The organism is Oxalicibacterium faecigallinarum (genome assembly GCF_014635705.1).
GTDB lineage: Bacteria > Pseudomonadota > Gammaproteobacteria > Burkholderiales > Burkholderiaceae_D > Oxalicibacterium > Oxalicibacterium faecigallinarum.
Map to the genome: position 1 here is coordinate 328,537 of NZ_BMDI01000002.1, position 25,072 is coordinate 353,608.

Annotated in this window: 26 protein-coding genes; 13 read left to right on the forward strand and 13 right to left on the reverse strand. The window is 53.9% G+C overall.

Going from position 1 to position 25,072, the window contains the following annotated elements; all coding sequences use genetic code 11:
• Positions 1-109: 109 nt before the first annotated feature.
• Both IEV29_RS11605 and lpxC read left to right on the forward strand, forming a co-directional pair.
• Positions 110-613, forward strand: a complete 504-nt coding sequence (locus IEV29_RS11605; protein WP_188381457.1) for a peroxiredoxin — start codon at positions 110-112, stop codon at positions 611-613.
• Between the two features lie 197 nt (positions 614-810).
• Entirely contained in the window at positions 811-1,746 is a 936-nt protein-coding gene (gene lpxC / locus IEV29_RS11610) for a UDP-3-O-acyl-N-acetylglucosamine deacetylase (RefSeq protein ID WP_188381458.1), read from the forward strand.
• Between the two features lie 34 nt (positions 1,747-1,780).
• On the opposite strand, the gene IEV29_RS11615 is transcribed toward lpxC, so the two are convergent.
• Complete coding sequence (locus IEV29_RS11615) at positions 1,781-2,272, reverse strand: DciA family protein (protein WP_308632725.1); 492 nt, start codon at positions 2,270-2,272, stop codon at positions 1,781-1,783.
• A gap of 56 nt (positions 2,273-2,328) precedes the next feature.
• On the opposite strand from IEV29_RS11615, the gene IEV29_RS11620 reads away from it, so the two are divergent.
• The 5 genes from IEV29_RS11620 (at position 2,329) to IEV29_RS11640 (ending at position 8,991) form a co-directional block, all read left to right on the forward strand.
• On the forward strand, positions 2,329-3,285 hold the full coding sequence (locus IEV29_RS11620; protein ID WP_188381460.1) for a M23 family metallopeptidase: 957 nt from the start codon (positions 2,329-2,331) through the stop codon (positions 3,283-3,285).
• Between the two features lie 208 nt (positions 3,286-3,493).
• Positions 3,494-6,241, forward strand: coding sequence for a preprotein translocase subunit SecA (secA, locus tag IEV29_RS11625; RefSeq protein WP_188381461.1), 2,748 nt, complete (start codon positions 3,494-3,496; stop codon positions 6,239-6,241).
• Between the two features lie 141 nt (positions 6,242-6,382).
• Complete coding sequence (gene argJ, locus IEV29_RS11630) at positions 6,383-7,618, forward strand: bifunctional glutamate N-acetyltransferase/amino-acid acetyltransferase ArgJ (RefSeq protein WP_188381462.1); 1,236 nt, start codon at positions 6,383-6,385, stop codon at positions 7,616-7,618.
• A gap of 38 nt (positions 7,619-7,656) precedes the next feature.
• Positions 7,657-8,532, forward strand: a complete 876-nt coding sequence (locus IEV29_RS11635; RefSeq protein WP_188381463.1) for an ATP-binding protein — start codon at positions 7,657-7,659, stop codon at positions 8,530-8,532.
• Positions 8,533-8,559: 27 nt separating this feature from the next.
• Positions 8,560-8,991 (forward strand): NUDIX domain-containing protein, encoded by a 432-nt coding sequence (locus tag IEV29_RS11640; protein ID WP_188381464.1) that lies wholly within the window; start codon positions 8,560-8,562, stop codon positions 8,989-8,991.
• Here IEV29_RS11640 and IEV29_RS11645 read toward each other — a convergent pair.
• The 7 genes from IEV29_RS11645 to ispB all read right to left on the reverse strand — a co-directional run bounded on the left by IEV29_RS11645 (position 8,988) and on the right by ispB (position 15,837).
• Positions 8,988-9,188: a DNA gyrase inhibitor YacG gene (locus tag IEV29_RS11645; RefSeq protein WP_188381465.1), complete on the reverse strand. Its 201-nt coding sequence runs from the start codon at positions 9,186-9,188 to the stop codon at positions 8,988-8,990. The two genes, IEV29_RS11640 and IEV29_RS11645, sit on opposite strands and share 4 nt — an antisense overlap.
• Before the next feature lie 7 nt (positions 9,189-9,195).
• Positions 9,196-9,951, reverse strand: a complete 756-nt coding sequence (zapD, locus tag IEV29_RS11650) for a cell division protein ZapD (RefSeq protein WP_188381466.1) — start codon at positions 9,949-9,951, stop codon at positions 9,196-9,198.
• Between the two features lie 178 nt (positions 9,952-10,129).
• Positions 10,130-10,762, reverse strand: a complete 633-nt coding sequence (coaE, locus tag IEV29_RS11655; protein WP_188381467.1) for a dephospho-CoA kinase — start codon at positions 10,760-10,762, stop codon at positions 10,130-10,132.
• A gap of 3 nt (positions 10,763-10,765) precedes the next feature.
• The gene (locus IEV29_RS11660; protein WP_188381468.1) at positions 10,766-11,629 is read right to left on the reverse strand and encodes a prepilin peptidase; all 864 of its coding nucleotides are present in this window, start codon (positions 11,627-11,629) and stop codon (positions 10,766-10,768) included.
• A gap of 98 nt (positions 11,630-11,727) precedes the next feature.
• Positions 11,728-12,954: a type II secretion system F family protein gene (locus IEV29_RS11665; RefSeq protein WP_188381469.1), complete on the reverse strand. Its 1,227-nt coding sequence runs from the start codon at positions 12,952-12,954 to the stop codon at positions 11,728-11,730.
• Between the two features lie 10 nt (positions 12,955-12,964).
• The gene (gene pilB, locus IEV29_RS11670) at positions 12,965-14,692 is read right to left on the reverse strand and encodes a type IV-A pilus assembly ATPase PilB (protein WP_188381470.1); all 1,728 of its coding nucleotides are present in this window, start codon (positions 14,690-14,692) and stop codon (positions 12,965-12,967) included.
• Positions 14,693-14,847: 155 nt separating this feature from the next.
• Entirely contained in the window at positions 14,848-15,837 is a 990-nt protein-coding gene (gene ispB / locus IEV29_RS11675; protein ID WP_373868134.1) for an octaprenyl diphosphate synthase, read from the reverse strand.
• A gap of 233 nt (positions 15,838-16,070) precedes the next feature.
• On the opposite strand from ispB, the gene rplU reads away from it, so the two are divergent.
• From rplU to proB, 4 genes are all read left to right on the forward strand, one after another.
• A complete protein-coding gene (gene rplU, locus IEV29_RS11680) occupies positions 16,071-16,382 on the forward strand; it encodes a 50S ribosomal protein L21 (protein ID WP_188381471.1) in 312 nt (103 codons plus the stop codon).
• A gap of 38 nt (positions 16,383-16,420) precedes the next feature.
• Entirely contained in the window at positions 16,421-16,678 is a 258-nt protein-coding gene (gene rpmA, locus IEV29_RS11685) for a 50S ribosomal protein L27 (RefSeq protein ID WP_188381472.1), read from the forward strand.
• Positions 16,679-16,767: 89 nt separating this feature from the next.
• Complete coding sequence (cgtA, locus tag IEV29_RS11690) at positions 16,768-17,874, forward strand: Obg family GTPase CgtA (RefSeq protein ID WP_188381473.1); 1,107 nt, start codon at positions 16,768-16,770, stop codon at positions 17,872-17,874.
• 61 nt (positions 17,875-17,935) lie between these two features.
• Positions 17,936-19,054 (forward strand): glutamate 5-kinase, encoded by a 1,119-nt coding sequence (gene proB, locus IEV29_RS11695; RefSeq protein ID WP_188381474.1) that lies wholly within the window; start codon positions 17,936-17,938, stop codon positions 19,052-19,054.
• Between the two features lie 87 nt (positions 19,055-19,141).
• Here the strand turns inward: proB and IEV29_RS11700 are convergent, their stop codons facing one another.
• Together IEV29_RS11700 and IEV29_RS11705 are read right to left on the reverse strand one after the other, a co-directional pair.
• Positions 19,142-19,711 carry a CNP1-like family protein gene (locus IEV29_RS11700; protein ID WP_188381475.1) on the reverse strand — a complete coding sequence of 190 codons (570 nt, stop codon included), beginning with the start codon at positions 19,709-19,711 and terminating at the stop codon, positions 19,142-19,144.
• Positions 19,704-20,276 (reverse strand): RNA pyrophosphohydrolase, encoded by a 573-nt coding sequence (locus tag IEV29_RS11705; protein ID WP_188381476.1) that lies wholly within the window; start codon positions 20,274-20,276, stop codon positions 19,704-19,706. Before IEV29_RS11705 ends, IEV29_RS11700 begins: the two co-directional genes overlap by 8 nt.
• Before the next feature lie 201 nt (positions 20,277-20,477).
• On the opposite strand from IEV29_RS11705, the gene IEV29_RS11710 reads away from it, so the two are divergent.
• Both IEV29_RS11710 and IEV29_RS11715 read left to right on the forward strand, forming a co-directional pair.
• On the forward strand, positions 20,478-22,211 hold the full coding sequence (locus IEV29_RS11710) for a proline--tRNA ligase (RefSeq protein WP_188381477.1): 1,734 nt from the start codon (positions 20,478-20,480) through the stop codon (positions 22,209-22,211).
• Positions 22,212-22,306: 95 nt separating this feature from the next.
• Positions 22,307-22,867, forward strand: a complete 561-nt coding sequence (locus IEV29_RS11715) for a lytic transglycosylase domain-containing protein (protein WP_229726409.1) — start codon at positions 22,307-22,309, stop codon at positions 22,865-22,867.
• Between the two features lie 75 nt (positions 22,868-22,942).
• Here the strand turns inward: IEV29_RS11715 and IEV29_RS11720 are convergent, their stop codons facing one another.
• The 3 genes from IEV29_RS11720 to ffh all read right to left on the reverse strand — a co-directional run bounded on the left by IEV29_RS11720 (position 22,943) and on the right by ffh (position 25,068).
• Entirely contained in the window at positions 22,943-23,383 is a 441-nt protein-coding gene (locus tag IEV29_RS11720; protein ID WP_188381832.1) for an SWIB/MDM2 domain-containing protein, read from the reverse strand.
• A gap of 41 nt (positions 23,384-23,424) precedes the next feature.
• Entirely contained in the window at positions 23,425-23,619 is a 195-nt protein-coding gene (locus IEV29_RS16220; protein ID WP_229726370.1) for a hypothetical protein, read from the reverse strand.
• Positions 23,620-23,700: 81 nt separating this feature from the next.
• Complete coding sequence (ffh, locus tag IEV29_RS11725; RefSeq protein ID WP_188381833.1) at positions 23,701-25,068, reverse strand: signal recognition particle protein; 1,368 nt, start codon at positions 25,066-25,068, stop codon at positions 23,701-23,703.
• Positions 25,069-25,072 lie beyond the last annotated feature (4 nt).

A 25,072-nucleotide genomic window follows, 5' to 3' on the forward strand; every position in this document is an offset into this window, starting at 1 on the left:
ACTGTCTGCAGAAAGAGGCAGAACAAGGCATACTTGTTGTTCGACGCCGCGCTCGTGCGCGGCGTTTTTTCACCGGTCACGCCGTTAAATTAATCAAAGGAAATCCACGATGACAATCAAAGTTGGTGATCAGCTGCCAGAAGCGCGGCTCGCAGAATACGTTAATGTCGCAACCGAAGCATGCGCCATTGGTCCGAGCAAAGTCATGGTTCACGAAGCAACCAAAGGCAAAAAAATTGCAATCTTCGCCGTTCCAGGCGCATTTACCCCAACCTGCTCCGAACAGCACGCGCCTGGCTATATCGCCGCAGCGGACCAGTTCAAGGCAAAAGGCGTCGATGAAATCTGGTGCCTGTCTGTCAACGATCCTTTCGTTATGGGCGCATGGGGCCGCGAGCAAAAGGCTGATGGCAAAGTCCGTTTCATCGCTGATGGCAGCGGCACCTTCACCAAGGCACTGGGTCTGGAGTTTGATCTGACCAAAGGTGGTCTGGGTGTACGTTCCCAGCGTTATTCGATGCTGGTTGAAGATGGCGTTGTTAAAGTCTTGAACGTGGAAGACAGTGGTCATCTGGAAACATCGACCGCTGAAAAGCTGCTGTCGCAAATCTGATCGAGATTACTTCGGTAATCTGATTGACGAGCTGCCAGTTAAGTCGGGCAGCTCGTTTTATTTGCGGCAAGGCAAAAGAGTTTATCGATGGCGTCTATTGAAAAAGACAATTTGAGCCCACTTGTATTGTGTGGGTAAGCTGTTACAAAGCTTTTCTTCGTGACGGTTTTACGTTTCCTCATTGCTATAATTCGCGCATGCTCAAACAACGCACTATCCAACAACAGGTCAAGACAGTCGGCGTCGGTCTGCACTCTGGTACCAAGGTTGCCTTGACACTGCACGCGGCACCGCCTGATACCGGCATCGTGTTCCGTCGTATCGATCTCGATCCGGTGGTGGAACTGCCTGCGCAGGCGACGATTGTTGGCGATACGCGCATGGCATCGACGTTGGCAAAAGATGGTGCCAAGGTTTCGACCGTCGAGCATCTGATGTCTGCCTGCGCCGGTCTGGGTATCGATAATCTGTATGTCGATCTGACTGCGGAAGAAGTGCCGATCATGGATGGCTCCGCATCGTCTTTTGTCTTTCTGTTGCAGCAAGCCGGTTTGCAGGAACAGGATGCGCCCAAAAAGTTTATTCGGATCAAAAAGCCGGTAGAGGTTCGTCAGGGAAGCGGCGATCGCGAGATATGGGCACGACTTGAGCCGTATAACGGTTTCAAACTGAGCTTCTTTATCGAGTTCAAACATCCGGCTGTTGATGGCACCGGCCAGACGGCGACGATTGATTTCAGCCTGGAGTCCTACGTCAAGGATGTTGCCCGTGCGCGGACCTTCGGCTTCATGCAGGATATGGAGACCTTGCGTGGGCTGGGCTTGATCCGCGGCGGCTCACTGGAAAACGCGATTGTGATGGACGAGTACCGTATCCTCAATAGCGATGGTCTGCGTTACGAAAATGAATTCGTGCGTCACAAAATTCTCGATGCAATCGGTGATTTGTATCTTGTTGGTTATCCATTGATTGCCAGTTACAACGCGCACAAGTCCGGCCACATGCTCAATAACCTGTTAGTGCGCGCTTTGCTGGAACAGCCGGATGCGTATGAAATTGTCAGCTTTGATCAAATCGACTCTGCCCCCAAGGATTATGTGCGACAGGCAGATCTTGAATGGGCGTTGAGTTGATTGATTAAATAAAAAACCGGCATCCAGCCGGTTTTTATTTATCGTGTTGATGCCGAATTAGTGCGCGTAATGCACTCTTTAACGCCTGATTGCGCGGATTGTCTTCCAGGCAGTCCTCTAATTCACCAAAGGCGTGCAACGCTTTTGTAGATAACGGTGTTTTGACAGATGTTCTCGGCTTTTCTGCAATTTTGCTGACTTGCACTTTAAGTCTGATTGCAGTAACCTGCCATCCCCGACGCAGTAATTCGTCCTGAAACTTGGGCAATTGCTGTTTCAATCTTGCAGCCAGTGCGGTACTGGGTACCGCGATAACCAACTGTCCTGCTTCGAACTGCAGGACGGCGCACTGCGCGAACATTGCAGGCAGTGCCGTCGCACAATCCTTTTGCAAGGCGGCCATTCGGGACACCGAAGGCATAAGTACGGCTAGTTTGTCGTGCGAACGCAGGAATTCCACAGCCCCCTTTGCCGGTTTTTGCAAAGAGGTGGCTTGTTTGTATGGGATGAATGAGGATGGCCACATCGTCATCAGACCATATCACACCTCGCCTTGCATCGGCGAGAGGACAGGGAGTTGTGATGCAGATTATTTTGTTGCACCCTCGTTTTACGCATGCCAAGTCCGTCACGCTCACGCGTCGTCATCTGGCCTTGCTCCTCATGGTTTTTGTCTGTTCCATCATTGGCGGTGCCTTGCTGCTGTCTTATGTCGCGTTGAGTCAGGCGGCCAACATGCCCGCGCCTGTGCGTGATCTGGTCGGATCCTCGTCAAGCGTAGAAGATGCCGACAAGGACAAATACCTGAAAGAAAATCTCGCCCTGATGGCGCGGCGTGTCGGTGAAATGCAGGCGCAGATGATGCGATTGGATGCATTGGGCGAGCGTGTACAGGGGCTGGCAGGGGTGAAACCGACCGAGTTCAACTTCGGTGAAAAACCCGGTCGTGGAGGACTCTCTCCCGAGATGGATGGCACCAGCAGTCGTGATCTGACGCTCTCGGAGTTTCAGGCCTTGCTGGATGGCATGAGTCATGATCTGGAACGCCGCGCCGATTATCTGAATGTGGTGGAATCAGCGCTGATGAGCGACAAGATCCAGTCGCGTCTGCTACCCACTGTCCAGCCAGTGAACGTTGCCTACAACGCTTCTACCTTTGGTCGTCGTCTTGATCCATTTACCGGACGCAGTTCCATGCATGAAGGCATCGACTTTGCAGCGCCTAGCGGTACGCCGATCATGGCGGCGGCTGGTGGTGTGGTGACCTCGGCCGAATTTCATCCCGCTTACGGCAATATGCTGGAAATCGATCATGGCAATGACATGATTACGCGCTACGCGCATGCGTCGCGTCTGGTCGTGCAACTTGGCGATATTGTGCGGCGTGGTCAGCATATTGCCGATATTGGCAGTACAGGACGCTCCACCGGACCCCATTTGCATTTTGAAGTCCGGATCAAGGGGGTAGCCCAAGATCCGCACAAATTCCTGGTGGCGGGGGCCAGCCATGCCAAAAAACTGGCTTTGTCGGCGCGGTAGTCTTTCCCCTTCCTTATCAGGGTGGAATGTCGTGCAAGTCATCGAGAATTAATATCTTCACGCCCTGTCTATTGTTTCCGGTGTGTTAAGCCCAATATGCCGGAAACCGCATGATAAAATCAGCCCTTTAGCCCAAGCCCAGAGCCATACACGCGCATGTTGCATGTGTATCGTGATTGTATCCAGGCGCATTTTTTAGAATCCAAGCATGTCATTACTGACTCAGATTTTCGGTAGCCGCAATCAGCGACTCATCAAGCAATATCAAAAAACTGTTCGTGAAATCAATGCGTTAGAGCCAGCGCTGGAAAAATTATCCGATGATGAGTTGAAGGCGAAAACGCCTGAATTCCGGGCGCGTCTGGCCAAAGGTGAATCAATCGACAGTCTGTTGCCGGAAGCCTTTGCCGTTTGTCGCGAGGCCAGCAAGCGTGTGATGAAGATGCGTCACTTTGACGTGCAGTTGATCGGCGGTATGGTCTTGCATTACGGCAAGATTGCGGAAATGGGTACCGGCGAAGGCAAAACGCTGATGGCAACCTTGCCGGCGTATCTGAACGGCCTGGCCGGCAAGGGCGTGCATGTCGTGACCGTTAACGACTATCTGGCCCAGCGTGATGCAGAGACCATGGGCGTGTTGTACGGCTGGCTGGGCCTGACGACGGGCGTCAACCTGTCGCAGCTGGCACACGAGGTCAAACAGGCTGCATATAACGCCGATATCACCTACGGTACCAACAACGAGTTTGGCTTTGATTACCTGCGCGACAACATGGTGTATGACACCAATGACCGCGTGCAACGCGACTTGCATTTTGCCATTGTCGATGAGGTCGACTCGATCCTGATCGATGAGGCGCGTACGCCATTGATCATTTCCGGTCAGGCTGAAAATCACACGGATCTGTATCACAAGATGAATGCGGTGCCGCCGCAGCTGACTTTGCAGATTGGCGAAGAAACGCCGGATGGCAAAGGCAAGGTGGAAGTCCCTGGCGATTACACCAAGGATGAGAAATCGCATCAGGTGCTGTTGACCGAAGCCGGTCATGAAAAAGCCGAGCAGATTCTGACGGGCATGGGTTTGCTGGCAGAAGGCGCCTCGCTGTACGACGCTGCCAACATCACCCTGATTCATCATCTGTACGCGGCTTTGCGCGCGCATACGCTGTATCACAAGGATCAGCACTACGTTGTGCAGAACAATGAGATCGTCATTGTCGATGAATTTACCGGCCGTATGATGACGGGGCGCCGCTGGTCCGAAGGTCTGCATCAGGCGGTTGAAGCCAAGGAAGGTGTCCGCATCCAGAATGAGAACCAGACGCTGGCGTCGATCACGTTCCAGAACTACTTCCGTATGTACACCAAGCTGGCAGGCATGACCGGTACGGCGGATACTGAAGCGTACGAATTCCAGGAAATCTACAAGCTGGAAACGGTGGTCATTCCACCAAATCGGCCAAGCCAGCGTAAAGATCGTCAGGATCAGGTTTACAAAAGCGCGCCGGAAAAATATCAGGCGATGCTCAAGGATATTCAGGATTGCTACGAGCGTGGTCAACCAGTGCTGGTTGGTACGACGTCGATTGAAAACTCGGAGCTGCTGGCAGGCATTCTGAGCAAGGCCAAATTGCCACATAACGTGCTGAACGCGAAACAGCATGCACGCGAAGCAGAAATCATTGCGCAGGCAGGTCGCCCGCAGGCGATCACGATCGCCACCAACATGGCTGGTCGCGGTACCGATATCGTACTCGGTGGTAATGTCGGCAAGCAGATCCAGCTGCTGGAAGCCAATGATGCATTGAGCGACGCCGACAAGGCAGCGCAATCGCAAACACTGCGTGAAGAATGGCAGTCGCTGCATGATCAGGTTGTTGCCGCAGGTGGTTTGCACATCATCGGTACCGAACGTCACGAATCGCGTCGCGTGGATAACCAGTTGCGTGGCCGTTCCGGTCGTCAGGGTGATCCAGGTTCCTCACGTTTCTACTTGTCGCTCGATGACGCCTTGTTGCGCATCTTTGCCGGTGATCGCGTACGTGCGATCATGGATCGCTTGAAGATGCCGGAAGGCGAGCCGATTGAGGCCGGCATCGTGTCACGCTCGATCGAATCCGCACAGCGCAAGGTCGAGGCCCGTAACTTCGATATCCGTAAGCAACTGCTGGAATACGATGACGTCGCCAATGATCAGCGCAAGGTTATCTATCAGCAACGTAATGAATTGCTGGAAACGACTGACGTTTCTGCGCTGATTTCGTCGTTGCGCCAGGGTGTATTCACGGATCTGTTTTATACCTACGTGCCGGCTGGCTCGATGGAAGAACAATGGGATCTGCCAGGACTGGATGCCAGCCTGCGCGATGAATGGCAACTGGACTTCTCGATGGCGGCACTGGTCGAGAAAGACAGCAATATCTCTGAAGAGGAAATGCTGGATGCGCTGATCCAGGCAGCGGAGGCGGCTTATCAGGCCAAGGTTGCGACTGTCGGTCAGGAATCGTTTGGCAGCTTTGAGCGTAGTGTCATGTTGCAGGCAGTGGATTCGCATTGGCGTGAACATCTGGCAGCACTGGATCATCTTCGTCAGGGGATTCATCTGCGCGGCTATGCGCAAAAAAATCCAAAGCAGGAATACAAGCGCGAGGCGTTCGAGCTGTTTGGTCAGATGCTCAACATGATCAAGTCGGAAGTTGTGCGTATCGTCATGACTGTGCGTGTGCAATCTCGCGAGGAAATCGATGCGGCGGAACAGCAATTGGCGCAATCGCAAGTCGAGAACGTGCATTACCAGCATGCCGAGTTTGACGAGAATGCGGCACCGGAAGAATTGCTTGCGCCAACCGCGGCACCGGACGAGCGCAATGCCTATCCAAAGGTTGGTCGTAACGATCCATGCCCATGCGGCAGTGGCAAGAAGTACAAACAGTGCCACGGGCGTCTGGCCTGATAAGGCTGTAGCTTGTTGTCGGTAAGAAGGGCGGGCTGATCCCGCCCTTTTCTTTTGCGCCTTGTATTACGGTAGCGGATGCCGGGTCAGGCTGATGGGATTACAATAACGGATTGATTTTCCACCTTTATTGATACCGCCATGGCCGTTAATCTCCCTCTCCCGATTCCTGAAAAACTGACTGCCGTTTCCGGTATTGAACTTGGTCATGCCGAAGCGGGCATTCGCAAGGCCAATCGCAAGGATGTGCTGGTCATGAAGCTGGCGAATACGGCAACGGTAGCCGGTGTCTTTACCAAAAATCGTTTTTGCGCTGCGCCGGTTCAACTGTGCAAGGAGCATCTCGGTGCATTGAAAGCTGACGCGCCGATCCGTGCACTGGTGATCAACACGGGTAACGCCAATGCTGGTACTGGCGAAGCAGGTCTGGCGAATGCACAGGAAACCTGCAACGCCTTGGCCAAACTGCTGGATTGTGCGCCGACGCAGATATTGCCATTCTCGACGGGCGTGATTCTGGAACCTTTGCCGGTGGATAGACTGGTTGCCGGATTGCCGCAAGCGATTGAGAACCTGCAGGAAGACAACTGGTATAACGCCGCGCAATCGATCATGACGACAGATACGCAGCCGAAAGCGGCTTCGCGTCAGGTTGTGATCAACGGACAAACCATCACGCTGACAGGTATCAGCAAAGGCGCGGGCATGATCAAGCCGAATATGGCGACCATGCTGGGTTTTCTTGCATTCGATGCCAAGGTCGCTCAGCCAGTGCTGGAGAAATTGACGCGGGACGTCGCAGATCGTTCGTTCAACTGCATCACCATCGATGGCGATACGTCGACCAATGACTCTTTCATCGTCGTGGCAACGGGCACTGCCGGCGTTGAGGTCGCCAGTACCGATACACCGGAATATGCTGCGCTGTACGCTGCCGTCCTTGGTTTGTCGCAAGAACTGGCGCAGATGATCGTGCGTGATGGCGAAGGCGCCACCAAGTTCATGACCGTAACGATTGAAGAAGGCAAGGATGCCGAAGAATGTCGCAAGATCGGTTATTCGATCGCCCATTCCCCCTTGGTCAAAACTGCCTTCTTTGCTTCCGATCCCAATCTGGGCCGTATTCTGGCTGCCATTGGTTACGCAGGTGTGGAGGATCTCGACGTCAGCAAGATCAATCTCTATCTCGATGATGTGTGGGTTGCCAAGAATGGTGGCCGCAATCCCGACTATCAGGAAGCCGATGGGCAGCGTGTCATGAAGCAGAGCGAGATCACGATTCGCGTCAAGCTGGGTCGCGGCAAGGCCGATGCCACGATCTGGACGTGCGATCTGTCGCATGAGTATGTATCGATCAACGCGGACTATCGCTCCTGATCGCTTTTATTCGCTGCTCTTTTATTCTGTAGATTCGCATGACGCAACTTGAACAATTTCTGACACGTGCCGAGGCCTTGCTGGGTCGGCTTGAAGCTTTTCTTCCACCTGCCTTGGCGGAACCTGACTGGAATGCCGGCGTCGCCTTCCGATGGCGTAAATCCGGCGGCAAGAATGGTCGTGGTTATTTGCAGCCGGTTGTACATATGTCGCCGATTGCACTCGATGATTTGCATAACATCGGGCCCCAGAAAATGCAGATTGAACAGAACACGCGCCAGTTTGTTGAAGGTCTGCCTGCCAATAATGTGTTGCTGACTGGAGCCCGTGGTACGGGCAAGTCATCCTTGATCAAGGCATGCTTGAATCAATTTGCGTCACAGGGTCTGCGTCTGATCGAAGTCGACAAGGACGATCTGGGTGATCTGGCCGATATCGTCGATCTGGTTTCCAAGCGTCCGGAGCGCTTTATCATCTTCTGCGATGATCTCTCGTTTGAAGAGGGAGAAGGTGGCTACAAGGCATTGAAGGTCGCGCTCGATGGCAGCATTTCCGCGCAGTCCGATAATGTGCTTATCTACGCCACTTCCAACCGTCGTCATCTGTTACCCGAGCGGATGTCCGACAACGCTGGCTACAAACACGGTGATGATGGGGATCTGCATCCCGGTGAAACGGTGGAAGAGAAAATCTCGCTGTCCGAACGCTTTGGTTTGTGGGTGACGTTCTACCCGTTCAAGCAGGATGACTATCTGGATATCGTTGCGCACTGGCTGGAACATTTTGGATGCAACGCCGCGCAGATCGAGGCAGCCAAACCGGATGCTTTGCGTTGGGCTTTGCAACGGGGTTCGCGTTCTGGTCGCGTGGCCTGGCAGTTTGCCAAGGATCATGCTGGCAAGATGCCAAAGTAAGTTTTTCACTCTCCTTGGTATGACCTGATGTCTGATACACCTTCTTCCTCGACTGTTCGTCCAATCGATGTCGCTGTCGGCATTCTGATGAAAACCAATGGTGATGTACTGCTTGGCCAGCGCCCGGACGGAAAACCTTATGCAGGTTACTGGGAGTTTCCAGGCGGCAAGGTTGAGAAGGGCGAGGCGATTATCGATGCGCTGAAACGCGAGATGCTGGAAGAACTAGGTGTTGAGATCTTGTCGGCGGAGCCGTGGTGCGGCGTTGAGCATGTATATCCGCACGCCCATGTTCGCCTGCATTTCTATATTAGTCGGGAGTGGCGAGGTGAGCCGCAAAGTCTGGAAAATCAGGCTTTTGCCTGGCAAGGCAGCGTGGGTGTCGAACCCTTGTTGCCAGCCACGATCCCATTGATCGAATGGCTGGATCGCCTGCGCGACCGCCCTAACGTCGATTAGGCTTCACGTTGCGATGGCGGAGGCGCGTCATCCTCAAAATCTTCCAGCGGATTTGTGACGGGGATCACGTACTTCTCTTCCGCCCAAGCGCCCAGATCAATCTGTTTGCAACGCTCGGAACAAAACGGGCGAAACTTGTTGGCTGGTACCCATTCAACTTTCGCACTGCAGGTCGGGCAATTAACGACAGCAACCATATATTTCCTAGAAGCTGCAGAGGCTGAGTTCGAAAGGCACGTCGCTCTCGAGCGCCTTGGGTTTCATGTCACCATCCTGCGAAGTAAAGCGCACCCACAGCATGTATTTGTTAGCCGAAATTTCCGGGATGGCGCCCAAAGTTTCATCGATGCTCAGACGTAGCATCTGATACGACTTGCCTTGCAACATTTGCTGGTAGCTACCGCTTTGCGCAATCATTTTGACCGGACGCCCCGATTCACGCAGCAAACGTAACACCATGCTGATGCCATCAAATAGCGGAACCAGAGGCATAAACCATTTCTGAATGTCGGCGACGCGCTGTTCGGGCGCATCGTGCTGCCACGCGTAGTAGGATGGCAGGTCGAATTCACAAGCCCCGCCTGGAATAATGGTCCGTCCGCGGATGCTCATCAGCCATTCGTTTTCACGAATATGTTGGCCGGTTTTACCCTGGGAGGCGCTGAGCGCGGAGCTGATGCGATCCAGATCATGCAGGATTGCATCCAGCATTTCTGCTTCTACATTGGGATTGGAACGAAAGCCGAGCAGCGTCTGCTTCTGGCGTTCCAGTTCCTGCAAGAGATCGGATTTGAGATCGGCACGACCGGCAACTTCCAGCATTTCGAAAATGGTGGAGAGGGCGACATGATGGTGTTGCGGATGCTCGTGACTGATGAAGAAAGCGAATTTCTCATACAGATCTTCGAGCCGCAACAACGTGCGAATACGCTCGTTGAAAGGGTATTCGTAAACGATCAAAGTGGCATCCCTAAAAAGTTGGCCGGGGTGTTAATTACTAAGCAATTGTGTGATTCTGACCGAAGCGGCAACAAAATACAAATGCCGTAAGGAATTTGTTCGTATCCGGTCCCTCATCCTTAAAAGACAGGATTGGCCCACGCGCGAAAGGGGGTAGACAGTCGTAAAGATTGATCGTTCACAAGCCCGATGCCTCAAGGGCCAACGCCTGATACCGGCTATGCAATCGCTCCACGGCTGCGGGAAGCAGCGAGGAATCGCCATCATTCAGGATGATATCGTCGGCCGCTGCAAGGCGGTCAGCACGAGAAGCCTGACTAGCCATGATGGCGTTGACTTGTGCTTCGCTGAGGCCACTGCGCTGCATGACCCGCTGGCGCTGGACTTCCTCCGGACAGTCCACCACCAGCACGCGGGATACGCGTTGTATCCAGGTGCCGGATTCGACCAGCAGCGGGACGACGAAGATGACGTAAGTGCCGGAAGCCTGACGAGCGGCACGTTCAGTTTCGATACGGATCAAGGGATGCAGAATAGATTCCAGCAGCTTCTTTTGCGTCGGATCGCCGAATACGGCGTCCCGCATTTTCTTTCTGTCCAGCGCACCGTCCTGCGCGATGAACGCTGTTCCAAATGCCTGCCGGATCGGCTCGATGGCCAGGCCTTCCGGTGCAGTCAATTGATGGGCGATCAGATCGGTATCGACGATGGATGCACCAAGTTTGGCAAATAAATCGGCAACAGTACTTTTGCCGCTGCCGATGCCACCTGTCAAACCGATTGAAAATCGTGATGCCTCAGTGTGCCGCATGACTTAAAGAAAATCGAAATAGGTTTCTGTCAGCGCTGGTCCATAAAGGAGCGCCAACAGGCCGGCGGCTGCGAGATAAGGGCCGAATGGAATGGGAATATTGCGTCCGCGTTTGGCAAGCACGATGAGTGCGATGCCGACGACCGCGCCCACTGCTGAGGACAGCAGAATAATCACGGGCAGCATTTTCCAGCCCAGCCATGCGCCCAGTGCTGCCAATAGTTTGAAGTCGCCATAGCCCATGCCGTCTTTGCCGGTCAATAGTTTGTACAGCCAGTAAACCGACCATAAGCTGAGATAACCGGCCATGGCACCGATAACGGCTTCATGCAACGGGACGAACGTGCCATTGATATTGATGAGTAATCCGAGCCATAGCAGTGGCAGTGTCAGGTCATCCGGCAGGAGTTGGGTATCTGCATCGATGAACGTCATGGCGATCAGGAGATAAATGAAAAGCAGTGTGCTCAGTCCTGTCAGACCGCTGCCAAACCGCCAGATCATCCATGCCGAGAGTGCGCCTGATAATAGCTCAATGATGGGGTAGCGGAGGGAGATGGCTGTTTTGCAGTTGCTGCACTTGCCTCCAAGCACGGCATAGCTGACAACTGGAATGTTCTCGAGCACGGTGATCTGATGGTTGCACTGCGGGCAGCAGGAACGTGGCACCATCAAGTTGTAACGATCTTCATGTGGCAGGGGTTTGCCGCTTTCGCTGGCAACATAGTTGTCCGATTCCCTTTGCATCATTTTCGGAATGCGGTGAATCACCACATTCAGGAAGCTGCCGATCAGTAAGCCGATAATCCCGGCCAGAATGGTGGGCAGTAACGACGATGGCGGCGCAAAAAGGATCAGATCAAGCATGACATGAAGAGGAAATGACGATCAGAAAGACAAGGTCTGCAGGCACGAACGGTAACGTACTTCGCGCCGGCAGACAATATAGTGAGTGCTCGCGATGCCTAGACGACCGAGCCCAGCTTGAAGATTGGCAGATACATGGCTACGACCAGACCGCCGATCAGGACGCCGAGAATCACCATGATCAGCGGTTCCATCAGGCTTGAGAGTGAGGCAACCGCATCATCCACTTCTTCCTCGTAGAAATCGGCGACCTTGCTGAGCATGCTGTCCAGCGAACCTGACTCTTCACCGATGGCCACCATCTGCGTCACCATGTTCGGAAAGACATCGGATCCTTGCATCGCAGCAGTAAGGCTGGATCCGGTGCTGACTTCTGTCTGGATTCGTTTGGTGGCATCAAGATAAACCGCGTTGCCGGCGGCACCACCGACAGAGTCCAGCGATTCCACGAGAGGTACACCGGCGGCAAACATGGTGGCCAGGGTGCGCGTCCATCTGGCAATCGTGGCCTTACGGATGACGGGGCCGAATACAGGCATTTTGAGCAGCAGACGATCCATCGTCTGCTGCATCTTGAGCGAGCGCTTCCATGACTGAAAGAACAGGTAGAGACCCGCGAACAGTAGCCCGAAGATGATGTACCAATTCGCCACCATGAAATCGGACATCGCCATCACCATTAGCGTGGGAGCCGGCAGATCGGCACCAAAACTGGTGAAGACTTCCTTGAAGGCGGGTACGACCCAGATCATGATGACCGTGGTGACGATAAACGCGACTGCCAGAATCGACACGGGATAAAACATCGCTGACTTGATTTTGCCTTTGATGGCCAGCGTCTTTTCCTTGTAAATCGCCAGTCGTGTCAGCAGATCTTCCAGAATACCTGCTTGCTCGCCGGCCGCGACGAGATTGCAGAACAATGGGTCGAAATACAGCGGAAATTTGCGAAACGCCTGATTCAGACTGGTACCGGTTTCGACATCGGCGCGAATGTCCTGAACAAGTTTGGAAACGGATGGATTGTCGTTACCCTTGGCGACGATATCGAAGGACTGCAGCAGGGGTACGCCCGCCTTCATCATCGTCGCCAGCTGACGTGTGAAGAGTGTGATGTCCTTTTCCGAGACTTTCTTGCCGCTGCGGTAGGACTTCTTTTTGACTTTGGTCACCAGAACGCCTTGGCGTCGCAGCGTGGCATTGACGACCGCTTCCCCGCCGGCGCGGATCTCACCGCGAACAATTTTGCCGGCCTTGTCTTTGCCTTCCCATGCGAAAACGGATTCTTTTACTGCTGTACTGCCTCTTCGTTCTGATGTCGCCATTCAGAATCCTTTATGTATTGGTGCAGCCGAGCACTTCTTCCAGGCTGGTGAGGCCTTGTTTGACTTTGACTAGCCCAGACTGGCGCAGATTCTTTACGCCATCCTTTCGTGCCTGCTCCTCGATTTCGAGTGCCGTGCCGTGGCTCAGGATGATGCGCTCCATGTTTTCCGTGATCGGCATCAACTGATAAATGCCCACGCGGCCCTTGTAACCGCTGCCGCTGCAACGCTCACAGCCAACCGGCTTGTAAGGCAGCCATGTGCCGTCGAGATCCGCTTCCTCAAAGCCGGCTTCCAGCAGCGTTTCATCCGGAATGCTGGCGGGTTGCTTGCATGAACACAGACGGCGTGCAAGGCGCTGCGCGGTAATCAGGATGACCGAGGAGGCGATATTGAACGGGGCCACGCCCATGTTCATCAAGCGCGTCAGCGTGGCGGGCGCGTCGTTGGTGTGCAGGGTGGAAAATACCATGTGACCCGTCTGTGCCGCCTTGATTGCAATATCGGCTGTCTCCAGATCACGAATCTCACCCACCATGATGATGTCTGGATCCTGACGCAGAAATGCCTTGAGCGCGACGGGGAATGTCAGACCGGCTTTGTCGTTGACGTTGACCTGATTGACGCCGGGCAGGTTGATTTCGGCCGGATCTTCGGCCGTCGAAATATTGATGCCGGGTTTGTTCAGCAGGTTGAGACAGGTGTACAGCGATACGGTTTTACCCGAGCCGGTCGGGCCGGTCACCAGCACCATGCCGTAGGGGCGATGGATGGCTTCCAGCAACGTCGCTTTCTGGTCCTCGTCGTAGCCGAGCGCTTCGATTCCCATTTGCGCCTGCGAGCCGTCCAGAATACGCATGACGATCTTCTCGCCGAACAGCGTTGGCAGGGTGCTGACACGGAAATCGATGGAGCGCGTTTTCGACATCACCAGTTTCATGCGACCGTCTTGCGGGACGCGCTTTTCCGAAATGTCGAGTTTGGAAATGACCTTGATCCGCGATGCCAGCTTTTCCTTGATGGCCAAGGGTGGCTGCGCGATGTCACGCAGCACGCCATCAACGCGGAAGCGAATGCGGTAAAACTTTTCAAACGGTTCAAAGTGCAGATCGGACGCACCTTGATTGATGGCGTCGACTAGAATCTTCTGAAGGAATTTGACGATTGGCGCATCGTCAATATCGATCGTCGTGGTATCGATCGGCGCCGTGTTGTCGTCATCGACGAAATCGATGTTGTCGAGATCCTCGCCAATCAGTTCATTCAGATTCTGTTCGGCACTTTGACTCAGTTTTTCGATCAGCTTGAGCAAGGCAGCGTGATCGACAATTACAGGCTCGACAGTCAACTGCGTCTGGAACTTGATCTGATCGAGTGCGGCTGAATTGGTCGGATCGGACAGCGCAACCGAGACTTTGTTGCCGCGTTTGGCCAGCGCGATGACCCGCTGGCTTTGCATCAACTTGAGGTCAATGGCCTTGTCGGGTATGACGGCAGCATTGAACGCGTTCAGATCAAGCAGCGGATAGCCGAAAGTCTCCGAGCAAAACACGGCCATGTCACCAGAGTCGATCACGGCGCTTTGCAGCAGCGTATCAATGAAGGGGATTTTTTCGGCCTTTGCTTGCTGGATCAATCCGTCAGCTTGCTGTTGCGATAACTTCCCTGCTTGCAATAAGGCGCGGGCCAGGCCGGGCATTGCAAAATTGGTTTGGGAGTTGGGAAGTACAGCAGCCATGATCTATGCCGGGACAAACAAGCGAAGCGCTAATGTGCTTCGATAATGCCCCCCGGCATCTATTTTGTAAAGAAAACGGGCTACGTGCGTGACTTTTGCGTCTCAGCGCCGACACATATTCGAGGTAAGAACCCTCGAATCATGCTCTCTTGTCATCAATGATTGCGATTGACGGCGAAGGCGCTGAGCTTGAGCAATGCATCCTTGAAGACGTTATCCGGCATGCCGGCAATGGCCGCCGTGGCGGTTGCGGAGGCCTCTTCCGCCTTGTTGCGGGTGTAATCGAGCGCGCCGGATGTCGTGACGGCATGCAAAACAGTGTCGAAATGCTGTTCATCGCCATTTTCGATACAGGTGCGGACCAGTTCGCGCTGCTCGGCGGTGCCGTGTTCCATCAGATAGATCAGTGGCAGTGTCGCTTTGCCTTCGCGCAGGTCGTCGCCGACATTCTTGCCGATATCTTCGGCCTGCCCGGAGTAATCCAGTACGTCGTCAATGAGTTGGAAAGCGGTGCCGAGCGAGCGTCCATATTCTGCTGCCGCTTCGATTTGCGTTTCATCGGCACCGGCGATCAGCGCGCCGAGCTGACCTGCTGCTTCGAACAATTTTGCGGTTTTGGAGCGGATCACCTGGGTATAGCGTTCTTCCGAGACATCGGGATCGTGCATGTTAAGAAGTTGCAAGACTTCGCCTTCGGCAATGACGTTGGTCGCGTCGGCCAAAATTTCCATGACCCGGATATCACCGACCGACACCATCATCTGGAACGCGCGTGAATACAGGAAATCACCCACCAGAACCGATGCAGCATTGCCGAACAAGGCATTGGCAGTCTGGCGTCCGCGGCGCATGGAGGATTCGTCGACAACATCATCGTGCAGCAATGTGGCGGTATGTATGAATTCAACCACAGCAGCCAATTGGTGATGATCGGTACCCTTGTACCCATAGGCATTGGCAACCAAAAGCACCAGAACGGGGCGGATACGTTTGCCGCCGGCGCTGATAATGTAGTCAGCGATCTGATTGACCAGCGCCACCTCGGAATGCAGTTTTTGCCGAATTACGGCATCAACTGCCTTTAAATCGGCCGAAATAGGCTCAATAAGCTGAATTTGTGCGGACGGAGCAGTTGCGGAAACCAAGGTAAGCCTGATCAGGGTAACGTGGAAAGGTAGCGGAATTATACGATGTCATAACCAAATTGAGGCGATCGCTGCACCGCGTGTGATGCGTCGGGCGTCATTCGTGTGCGACAGAATCGCAGAATCGCTTTGACCGACCTCCTAAGTCTATGTATAATTTGGGGTTTTCCCATTTCGGCAGGGTTTCTCCGGTGGTAAAAAATTAATTCCTAAATCATTTGATGAGGTTTCACATGTACGCGGTCATAAAAACCGGTGGCAAGCAATACAAAGTTGTCGCTGGCGAAAAATTCAAAGTAGAACAGATACCGGCAGACATTGGATCCGAAATCACTCTTGACCAGGTGCTCGCAGTGGGCGCTGGAGAAGCCATCAAATTTGGCGCTCCTCTGGTTGAAGGTGCTACGGTCCTTGCCACGGTTGTTTCCCACGGTCGTCACGACAAGGTCAAGATCTTCAAGATGCGTCGCCGCAAGCACTATCAGAAGCGCCAGGGCCATCGTCAGAACTATACCGAATTGCAAATCGTCTCGATCAACGGCTAAGCCGGGATCAGGATCAACCAGATACCAAGGAGTCAGAAATGGCACATAAAAAGGGCGGCGGCACTACGCGAAATGGTCGTGACTCAGAATCGAAACGACTGGGCGTCAAAGTTTATGGCGGTCAAGCCATCAACGCAGGCGGCATCATCGTTCGTCAACGTGGCACGCGTCTGCACCCAGGCGAAAACGTCGGCATCGGCAAGGATCACACCTTGTTTGCACTGACCGATGGCAAAGTTGCTTTCGTGACCAAAGGTGCATTGAAGCGTCACTATGTGACGGTTGTGGCTGCCTAATCGGCATCACAGCAACAGGAAAGGCGAAAGCCTTTAATCAAAAGGCTCTGCCGACGGTAGGGCCTTTTTAGTTTTTACGGACGGTTTGCATGAAATTCATCGACGAAGCAAAAATCGAAGTCATTGCCGGTGATGGTGGCAACGGCGTCGCCTCCTTTTGTCGCGAAAAATTCAGACCGTTTGGCGGACCTGATGGCGGCGATGGCGGCAAGGGCGGCAGCATCTGGGCGGTGGCCGATCGCAACATCAACACACTGGTCGACTTCCGTTATTCCAAAATCCATAAAGCCAAGAATGGCGAAAATGGTCGTGGTTCCGATTGTTATGGCAAGGGTGCGGATGACATCTTTCTGCGCATGCCTGTCGGCACACTGGTCATCGACCAGAACGACGGTGAGCTGGTCGCCGATCTGACCGAACATGGTCAGCAAATTCTACTGGCGCAAGGTGGTGAAGGTGGCTGGGGCAATATTCACTTCAAGTCGTCCACCAATCGTGCCCCGCGTCAAAAGACCGAAGGTAAGGAAGGGCAGCGTCGTGAATTGCGCCTTGAACTGAAAGTCTTGGCAGACATTGGTTTGCTCGGCATGCCGAACGCCGGCAAGTCGACGTTCATCACGGCGGTTTCGAATGCACGCCCGAAGATCGCCGATTATCCTTTCACGACACTGCATCCCAACCTGGGTGTGGTGCGTGTGAGCCACGAAAAGAGTTTTGTGATCGCCGATATCCCGGGCCTGATCGAAGGTGCTTCCGATGGCGCTGGCTTGGGACATCAGTTCCTGCGTCATTTGCAGCGTACGCGTTTGTTATTGCATATCGTCGATCTGGCGCCATTCGATAATGTCGATCCGGTGAAGGAAGCCAAGGCCATCGTCAAGGAACTCAAGAAGTACGACGAGACCCTGTTCGACAAGCCTCGCTGGCTGGTATTGAACAAGCTGGATATGGTGCCCGAAGAAGAGCGAGCCAAACGTATCAAGGATTTCGTCAAACGTTTTGGCTGGAAAGGTCCGGTCTTCGAGATTTCGGCACTGACACGGGAAGGTTGCAACGATCTGGTTCTCGAGATCTACGATTACCTCGAACAGCAACGTCAGAGTGAGCAGCGTTCGGCGGAAACAAAAATCATGGAAGAGGTGCGCGCGATTGATTCGATCGATCCGGACGATCCGCGTTTCAAAACCATTGATTAACTGAGTTTTTCTTCCTCAGGGTCATTCTGCATTTACTCATAAAAACAGCGTCGGACCAGTCATGCATTCCGTGATTCAACAAGCCAAGCGCGTCATCATCAAAGTCGGTTCTTCTCTGGTCACCAATGACGGTAAAGGACTGGATGCCCATGCCATTGAAAAATGGACTGAACAAATCGTGCAATTGCGCGCATTGGGCAAAGAAGTTGTCCTTGTCAGTTCCGGTGCAATCGCCGAAGGTATGCAGAGACTGGGGTTCGACAAGCGGCCAACCGGTGTGCACGAATTGCAGGCCTGTGCCGCAGTCGGGCAAATGGGGCTGGCACAGATCTACGAGACAAGTTTCCGCCACTACGATGTGCGTACTGCGCAGGTGCTGCTGACACATGCCGATCTGGCTGATCGTGAGCGTTATCTGAATGCGCGCTCCACGCTTTTTACCTTGTTGCGCTACGGCGTCGTGCCGATCATCAATGAAAACGATACCGTTGTTACCGATGAAATCAAGTTTGGCGATAACGATACCTTGGGTGCGCTAGTCGCTAATCTGATCGAAGCGGATGCATTGATTATTCTTACGGATCAACGCGGTTTGTATACAGCTGATCCGCGCAAAAATCCCGATGCAACCTTTGTGCATGAAGCCAAAGCCGGCGATTTGTCGTTGGAGACAATGGCTGGCGGTGCCGGTAGCAGCCTTGGACGCGGCGGTATGCTGACCAAGATTCTGGCAGCCAAGCGTGCCGCATTTTCTGGCGCGCATACGGTGATCGCATGGGGGCGGGAGGAGAACGTCCTGACACGCCTGGCCCATGGTGAAGCGATAGGCACGCAGCTGACTGCCCAAACGGCGCAGTTGACGGCGCGTAAGCAATGGATGGCCGATCACTTGCAGACAGCGGGCAAAGTCGTGCTGGATGCCGGTGCGGTGAAAAAACTGTCGGCCGAAGGTAAATCCCTGTTGCCGATCGGCGTCATCGAGGTAACGGGTAGCTTCGGACGTGGTGATGTCATTACCTGTGTCGATGAAAACGGTCATCCGGTTGCACGCGGCATGACGAATTACGCTAGTTCCGACGCGCGTCGCATTGTTCGCAAACCCTCTTCAGAAATTGCGACCATTCTGGGATTTGTTGAAGAACCGGAACTGATTCATCGCGATAATCTGGTACTGCTCTAAGTGACGGATCAAGCATGAAAAAAGCCTGCCAATATATATCCATTTGGCAGGCTTTTTTTGTCAGTACAACGATTGCATGGGAAAGCGTTATTCGCGCAGCAGATTGTCGGTCAGCGTTTGTTTGCTGCGCAGCCGCTGCAAGATATTCTTCTCCGGGCCCATGATCATCAGATTGCTGCAGAAGTAGTCACGCGAGAGGATGGCATGCTGATTGTTGGCACGGCCACGCACAATGCCTTCCCATTGATCGCGTCGCGATCTTCCCCATGAGCCATCATCACGCCCAAAGGCGTAAAGTTTGCGCTCAAAGGTTTCGCAACGGATACCTTCATAGCTGATATTCTTTGCGCCGCTAGTGCTGGTTGCCACCAGCGTGTAGCGAATAACGCCATCCGAACCGATCGACAAGGACTTCGCATCCAACTGAAATTTTTGTGTCGCCGTCGGGCTGACGTAAAACTCGATCAGGTCTTCCTGCTTCGGTGCGGGCGGCATTTGGACGGCAATTTCTTCCCATGGCTTGTTTTCATCATCGAAGTCTTCTTCGAAGTTGGTTTGTGCAAATACAGCATGGCTGGCGAACAGCAGGGATGCCGCCAGCAGCGTGCGGCTCAGGCGGGCCGCCAAACATGACAGCGAAGGAAAAGAATTACTCATTGTCTGGTTTTTTCTCACGGGAAACAGGTTGAGCGTGCGGTTTGCGCGGCGCATGTGTCTGACGCAGATAGCGCGAGGCATTGCCGTGTGGTGGCTTGTTCAGAAAACGCGATAACTCCTGCAACGCTCTTTGATAGACATCACGTTTGAATTCGATGACGACATCCAGGGGGACCCAGTATTCATGCCAGCGCCAGGCGTCGAACTCCGGATGTTCCGTCATGCGCAGGTTGACATCGCAATCACGGCCGACCATGCGCAGCAGAAACCAGATCTGCTTCTGCCCCCGGTAATGGCCGCGAATCTCGCGTTTGATGAAATGGTCGGGAACTTCGTAGCGTAACCAGTCGCGTGTACGACCGATGATTTTGACATGCTCCGCCTTGAGGCCGACTTCTTCCTCAAGTTCGCGATACATGGCCTGTTCCGGCGTTTCGCCGAATTTGATGCCGCCCTGCGGGAATTGCCACGAATGCTCGCGCACGCGCTTTCCCCACCAAACTTCATTCTGTCCGTTGAGCAGAATGATGCCGACGTTAGGGCGAAAGCCTTCACGATCCAGCATGTTGCACCCATAACTTTCTGCGGCTAAGCGACCCTCGATCGAAAAACAATGCGGCAATCATCCAGCCGCCGTGTTGCATACCGCGGCATGCTCACGACAGGAAGGGTAATCAATTGTACGAACAGGGGATGCATCAGCCAGCTAATCCTTTAAAATTGGAATGATTATAACCCCGCTCTCTTTTTAACAAGAACACATCTCATGCGTGCCTCCCGTTTTTTCATTTCCACTCTCAAAGAAGCCCCTTCCGACGCTGAAGTTGTCAGCCACAAACTGATGATGCGCGCCGGCATGATCAAACGCATCGGTTCCGGTATCTATACCTACATGCCGATGGGTTTGCGCATCATCCGCAAGGTGGAAAACATCATCAGGGAAGAGATGGATAAGGCTGGTGCGATCGAATTGCTGATGCCGCTGGTACAGCCGGCCGAGCTCTGGCAGGAAACCGGTCGCTGGGACAAGATGGGGCCGGAGCTGATGCGTGTCAAAGACCGTCATGGCCGCGACTTTGCGATTCAACCCACCTCGGAAGAAGTGATTACCGATGTGGTGCGCACGGAAATCAAATCCTATCGTCAGTTGCCGGTCAACTTTTATCATGTGCAGACCAAGTTCCGTGATGAGCGTCGTCCGCGTTTTGGACTGATGCGCGGGCGTGAATTCACGATGAAAGACGCGTATTCCTTTGATCGTGATGTGGAGGGGCTAAAGAAGTCCTACGCGATCATGTTTGACGCCTATACCAAGATTTTTAACCGCTTCGGTCTGCAGTTCCGTGCTGTGGCAGCAGATAACGGTGCGATTGGCGGTTCCGGTTCGCACGAATTCCACGTAATTGCCGATACCGGTGAAGACGCACTGGTTTATTGCCCAACCTCGGACTACGCCGCCAACATGGAAGCCGCCGCTGCCTTGCCACCAACCACGACGCGTGCTGCGGCGACCCAGGCGTTGACCAAAACCCCGACACCCGGCAAACAGCGCTGTGAGGATGTGGCAGCGTTTCTCAATGTGCCGCTGACGCAAAATGTAAAGTCCATCGTACTGGTTACTGAAGCCAAAGAAGGCGAAGTCGCGACCAAACAGGTCTGGTTGCTTCTCTTGCGCGGTGACCACGAGTTGAATGAAGTGAAGGCATCCAAAGTGGCGGGCCTTGCCGAGTTCCGTTTTGCGAGCGAGTCCGAAATTGTCGAATGGTTTGGCAGCACGCCAGGCTATCTCGGGCCGATCGGCACCAAAAAGCCGGTCAATATCGTGGCTGATCACACCGTTGCCGCGATGAGTGACTTCATATGTGGCGCAAACGACGTTGACTTTCACTACACCGGCGTGAATTGGGGGCGTGACCTGCCGGAAGCGACTGTCGCCGATTTACGTAACGTGGTCGAGGGTGATCCGTCGCCAGATGGCAAAGGTACGCTCGCGATTCAACGCGGTATTGAAGTGGGGCATGTATTCCAGCTTGGTACGCGCTATTCGCAGGATATGAAGGCAACTTTCCTCGATGAAAATGGTAAACCGCAGCCGATCCAGATGGGCTGCTATGGCATTGGCGTCACACGTATTCTTGGTGCCGCGATCGAGCAGAACTTTGACGACAAAGGCATTATCTGGCCAACTGCGCTCGCACCATTTGAAGTGGTCATCTGTCCGATGGGCTATGACCGCAGCGAAGCGGTGAAGGCAGAAGTCGATCGTTTGTATGCGGAACTGACGGCTGCTGGTGTTGACGTGATTCTCGACGACCGTGGTGAACGTCCGGGGGCCATGTTTGCAGACTGGGAACTGATCGGTGTACCGCACCGGATCGTGATTGGTGACCGTGGTCTGAAGGAAGGCAAGCTGGAATATCAGGGACGTCGCGATACCGAAGCGACCGCCGTTGCGCCTGCAGAGATGGTCGCTTTCATTCAGGCGCGTCTGGCGGCCTGAGTCAGGCAGGCATGACAGATGGCGTGACACTCAGATCAAAGCGACGTGACCTGCTGCGTCATGTCGCTTGTTTCTTGGTAGTGCCATCGGTATGCATGGCACCGGCGCTGGCTGGTAACCAAAAGGAAGAGGCGCTCGCCGACTCCGTGCGCATGGCTTTATCTCGCGCGATTTCCGATCCTAATCCACCCAAACCACAATTTATCGATATCGAGGAGCGTCTTGCCTATTTGCGCTGGCTGGGCGATATGTCTGACCGTCTTGTCCGGCGTATGCCGGATCGTCAGGGACGACTCGAATTTCTGCAAACGCTCTGGTACGAAGCGCGCCGTGCAGGTCTGGATCCGTCGCTGGTACTTGGCCTGATTCAGGTCGAGTCCGCGTTTCGCAAATATGCCGTGTCGCCAGTCGGTGCGCATGGTTACATGCAGGTCATGCCGTTCTGGACGCGCGTGATTGGGGACGGTGATCGCAGCAAGCTCTTCCATATGCAAACCAATTTGCGTTACGGCTGTTCGATTCTGCGTATGTATATCGATATTGAAAAAGGTGACCTGTATTTGGCTTTGGGGCGTTACAACGGCAGTCGTGGCAGGCCTGAATATCCGAATGCGGTCCGGGCCGCATGGCGCAACTGGGAACACAAGCCTGAATAGAAAACAAGTTGCAAAGACAAGCTGAAAAACAAAAACGCCCGCGTGACGCGGGCGTTTTTGTTTGGCTATCAGATATTACTTCAGATGTGCCGAGATGAGTTTGGTCATTTCGAACATTGAAACTTGCTTCTTGCCGCCAAAAACAGCTTTCAATTTTTCATCCGCATCGATCATGCGTTTGTTGGCTTCATTCTGCAGTTTGAATTTCTTGATATAGTCCCAGACCTTCTTCGTGATTTCGGTACGTGGTGCTGGATTTGCGCCGATGACGGCTGCCAACACTGCGGAAGGGGTAACTGGCTTCATGAAGGCGGCGTTTGGCTTGCGAGCTGCTGGCTTTTTCGCTGCGACTTTCTTAGCGGCTGGTTTTTTTGCGGCTACTTTTTTGGCTGGCGCGGCTTTTTTGGCCGGTGCTGCCTTTTTAGCTGGTGCTGCTTTTTTTGCTGCTACTGGTTTCTTTGCAGCTGGTTTCTTGGCGGCCGTTTTAGTGGCCGCTGGTTTTTTGGCTGTTGCCATCTTAAAGCCTCCTTCACAAAGTGTTGGGAAATTGCGCCAATTCACGCAACGCTAATAGTGGTGCGGTTTTTACTGCCATGCAAGTGTTTTTTATAAGCGAACAGGGTGTTTTGTCGGCTGCTAGCCACGCCGATCACACAGAGGGGAAACAGGGGATGATCGATTGATTGATCAAGGATGTGAAAGAAGCGTGATTTGTTTGCGAAGAAGGTGAGCGATTTTTTGATTGCTTGCAAATCGCGGGTACGTAAATACCTGATTCAAAAAACAAAAAGCCCGCTCATATGAACGGGCTCTATATACACAGCACTGTTTGTCTAGCGCATGCCGGGCATCATGCCTTTCATGCCGCGCATGAGCTTGGCCAGATTGCCACCCTTGAGTTTTTTCATCATGGTTTGCATTTGTTCGAACTGGTTGAGCATGCGGTTGACTTCCTGCACCTGCACGCCGGCACCGGCAGCGATGCGGCGTTTGCGGGATGCCTTGATCAGGTCTGGTTTGGCACGCTCTGCTGGGGTCATTGAATTGATGATGCCTTCCATGCGTGCCACCTGTTTGTCGGCCATGCCCATGTTCGCGTTGCCGGCAGCCATCTGTAACTGCGCAGGCAATTTGTCCATCAGATTGGCCATGCCGCCCATTTTTTTCATCTGTGCCAGTTGCAGCTGAAAATCGGTCAGGTCGAATTTGCCGCCGCCCTTGATTTTCTGTGCCAGACCTTGTGCAGCTTCGACATCGACACCTTTGCGGGCTTCTTCAACCAGCGCCAGAATGTCGCCCATGCCGAGAATGCGATCGGCCATCCGTGCCGGATCGAAGGCTTCCAGGCCATCCATTTTTTCTGCCACACCGGCGAACTTGATCGGCTTGCCGGTAATGTGGCGTACGGACAGCGCCGCGCCGCCGCGCGAATCACCATCCAGTTTGGTCAGTACGACGCCGGTCAGCGGCAGCGCATCGCTAAAAGCCTTGGCCGTATTGATCGCATCCTGACCAAGCATGGCATCGACCACGAACAGCGTTTCGATCGGATTGACGGCCTCGTGCAGCGCACGAATTTCCTGCATCATCGCTTCATCAATACCCAGCCGGCCGGCAGTATCGATAATCAGCACATCATGATAGTGACGCTTGGCGTGATCGAGCGCGGCACGTGCAATGTCCACCGGCTTGTCCGTCGATTGCGACGGAAAGAAGTCGGCGCCAACCTGTTCAGTCACGGTCTGTAACTGACCGATTGCGGCCGGACGATAGACGTCCGCGGAGACCGTCAGAACTTTCTTTTTCTTTTGCTCGCGCAAATACTTGGCCAGCTTGCCGACGGTGGTGGTTTTACCGGCGCCTTGCAGGCCGGCCATCAGAATGATGGCGGGAGGCTGTGTGGCAAAGTTGAGCTGGGTGGCTTCGCGTCCGAGATCGGCACCCATCAGGGTTGCCAGCTCGCGCTGCACCACGCCAACCAGTGCCTGACCAGGCGTCAGGGAGCCAATGACGTCTTCGCCCATGGCTTTTTCTTTGACACGGCTGATGAACTCGCGCACGGCTGGCAAGGCGACGTCAGCCTCCAGCAGGGCGAGGCGCACTTCGCGCAGCATGTCGGCGGTGTTGGCTTCGGTCAGACGAGCCTCGCCGCGCATGGTTTTGACGGCCTTGGCTAGGCGTTGAGTGAGATTGTCGAGCATGATG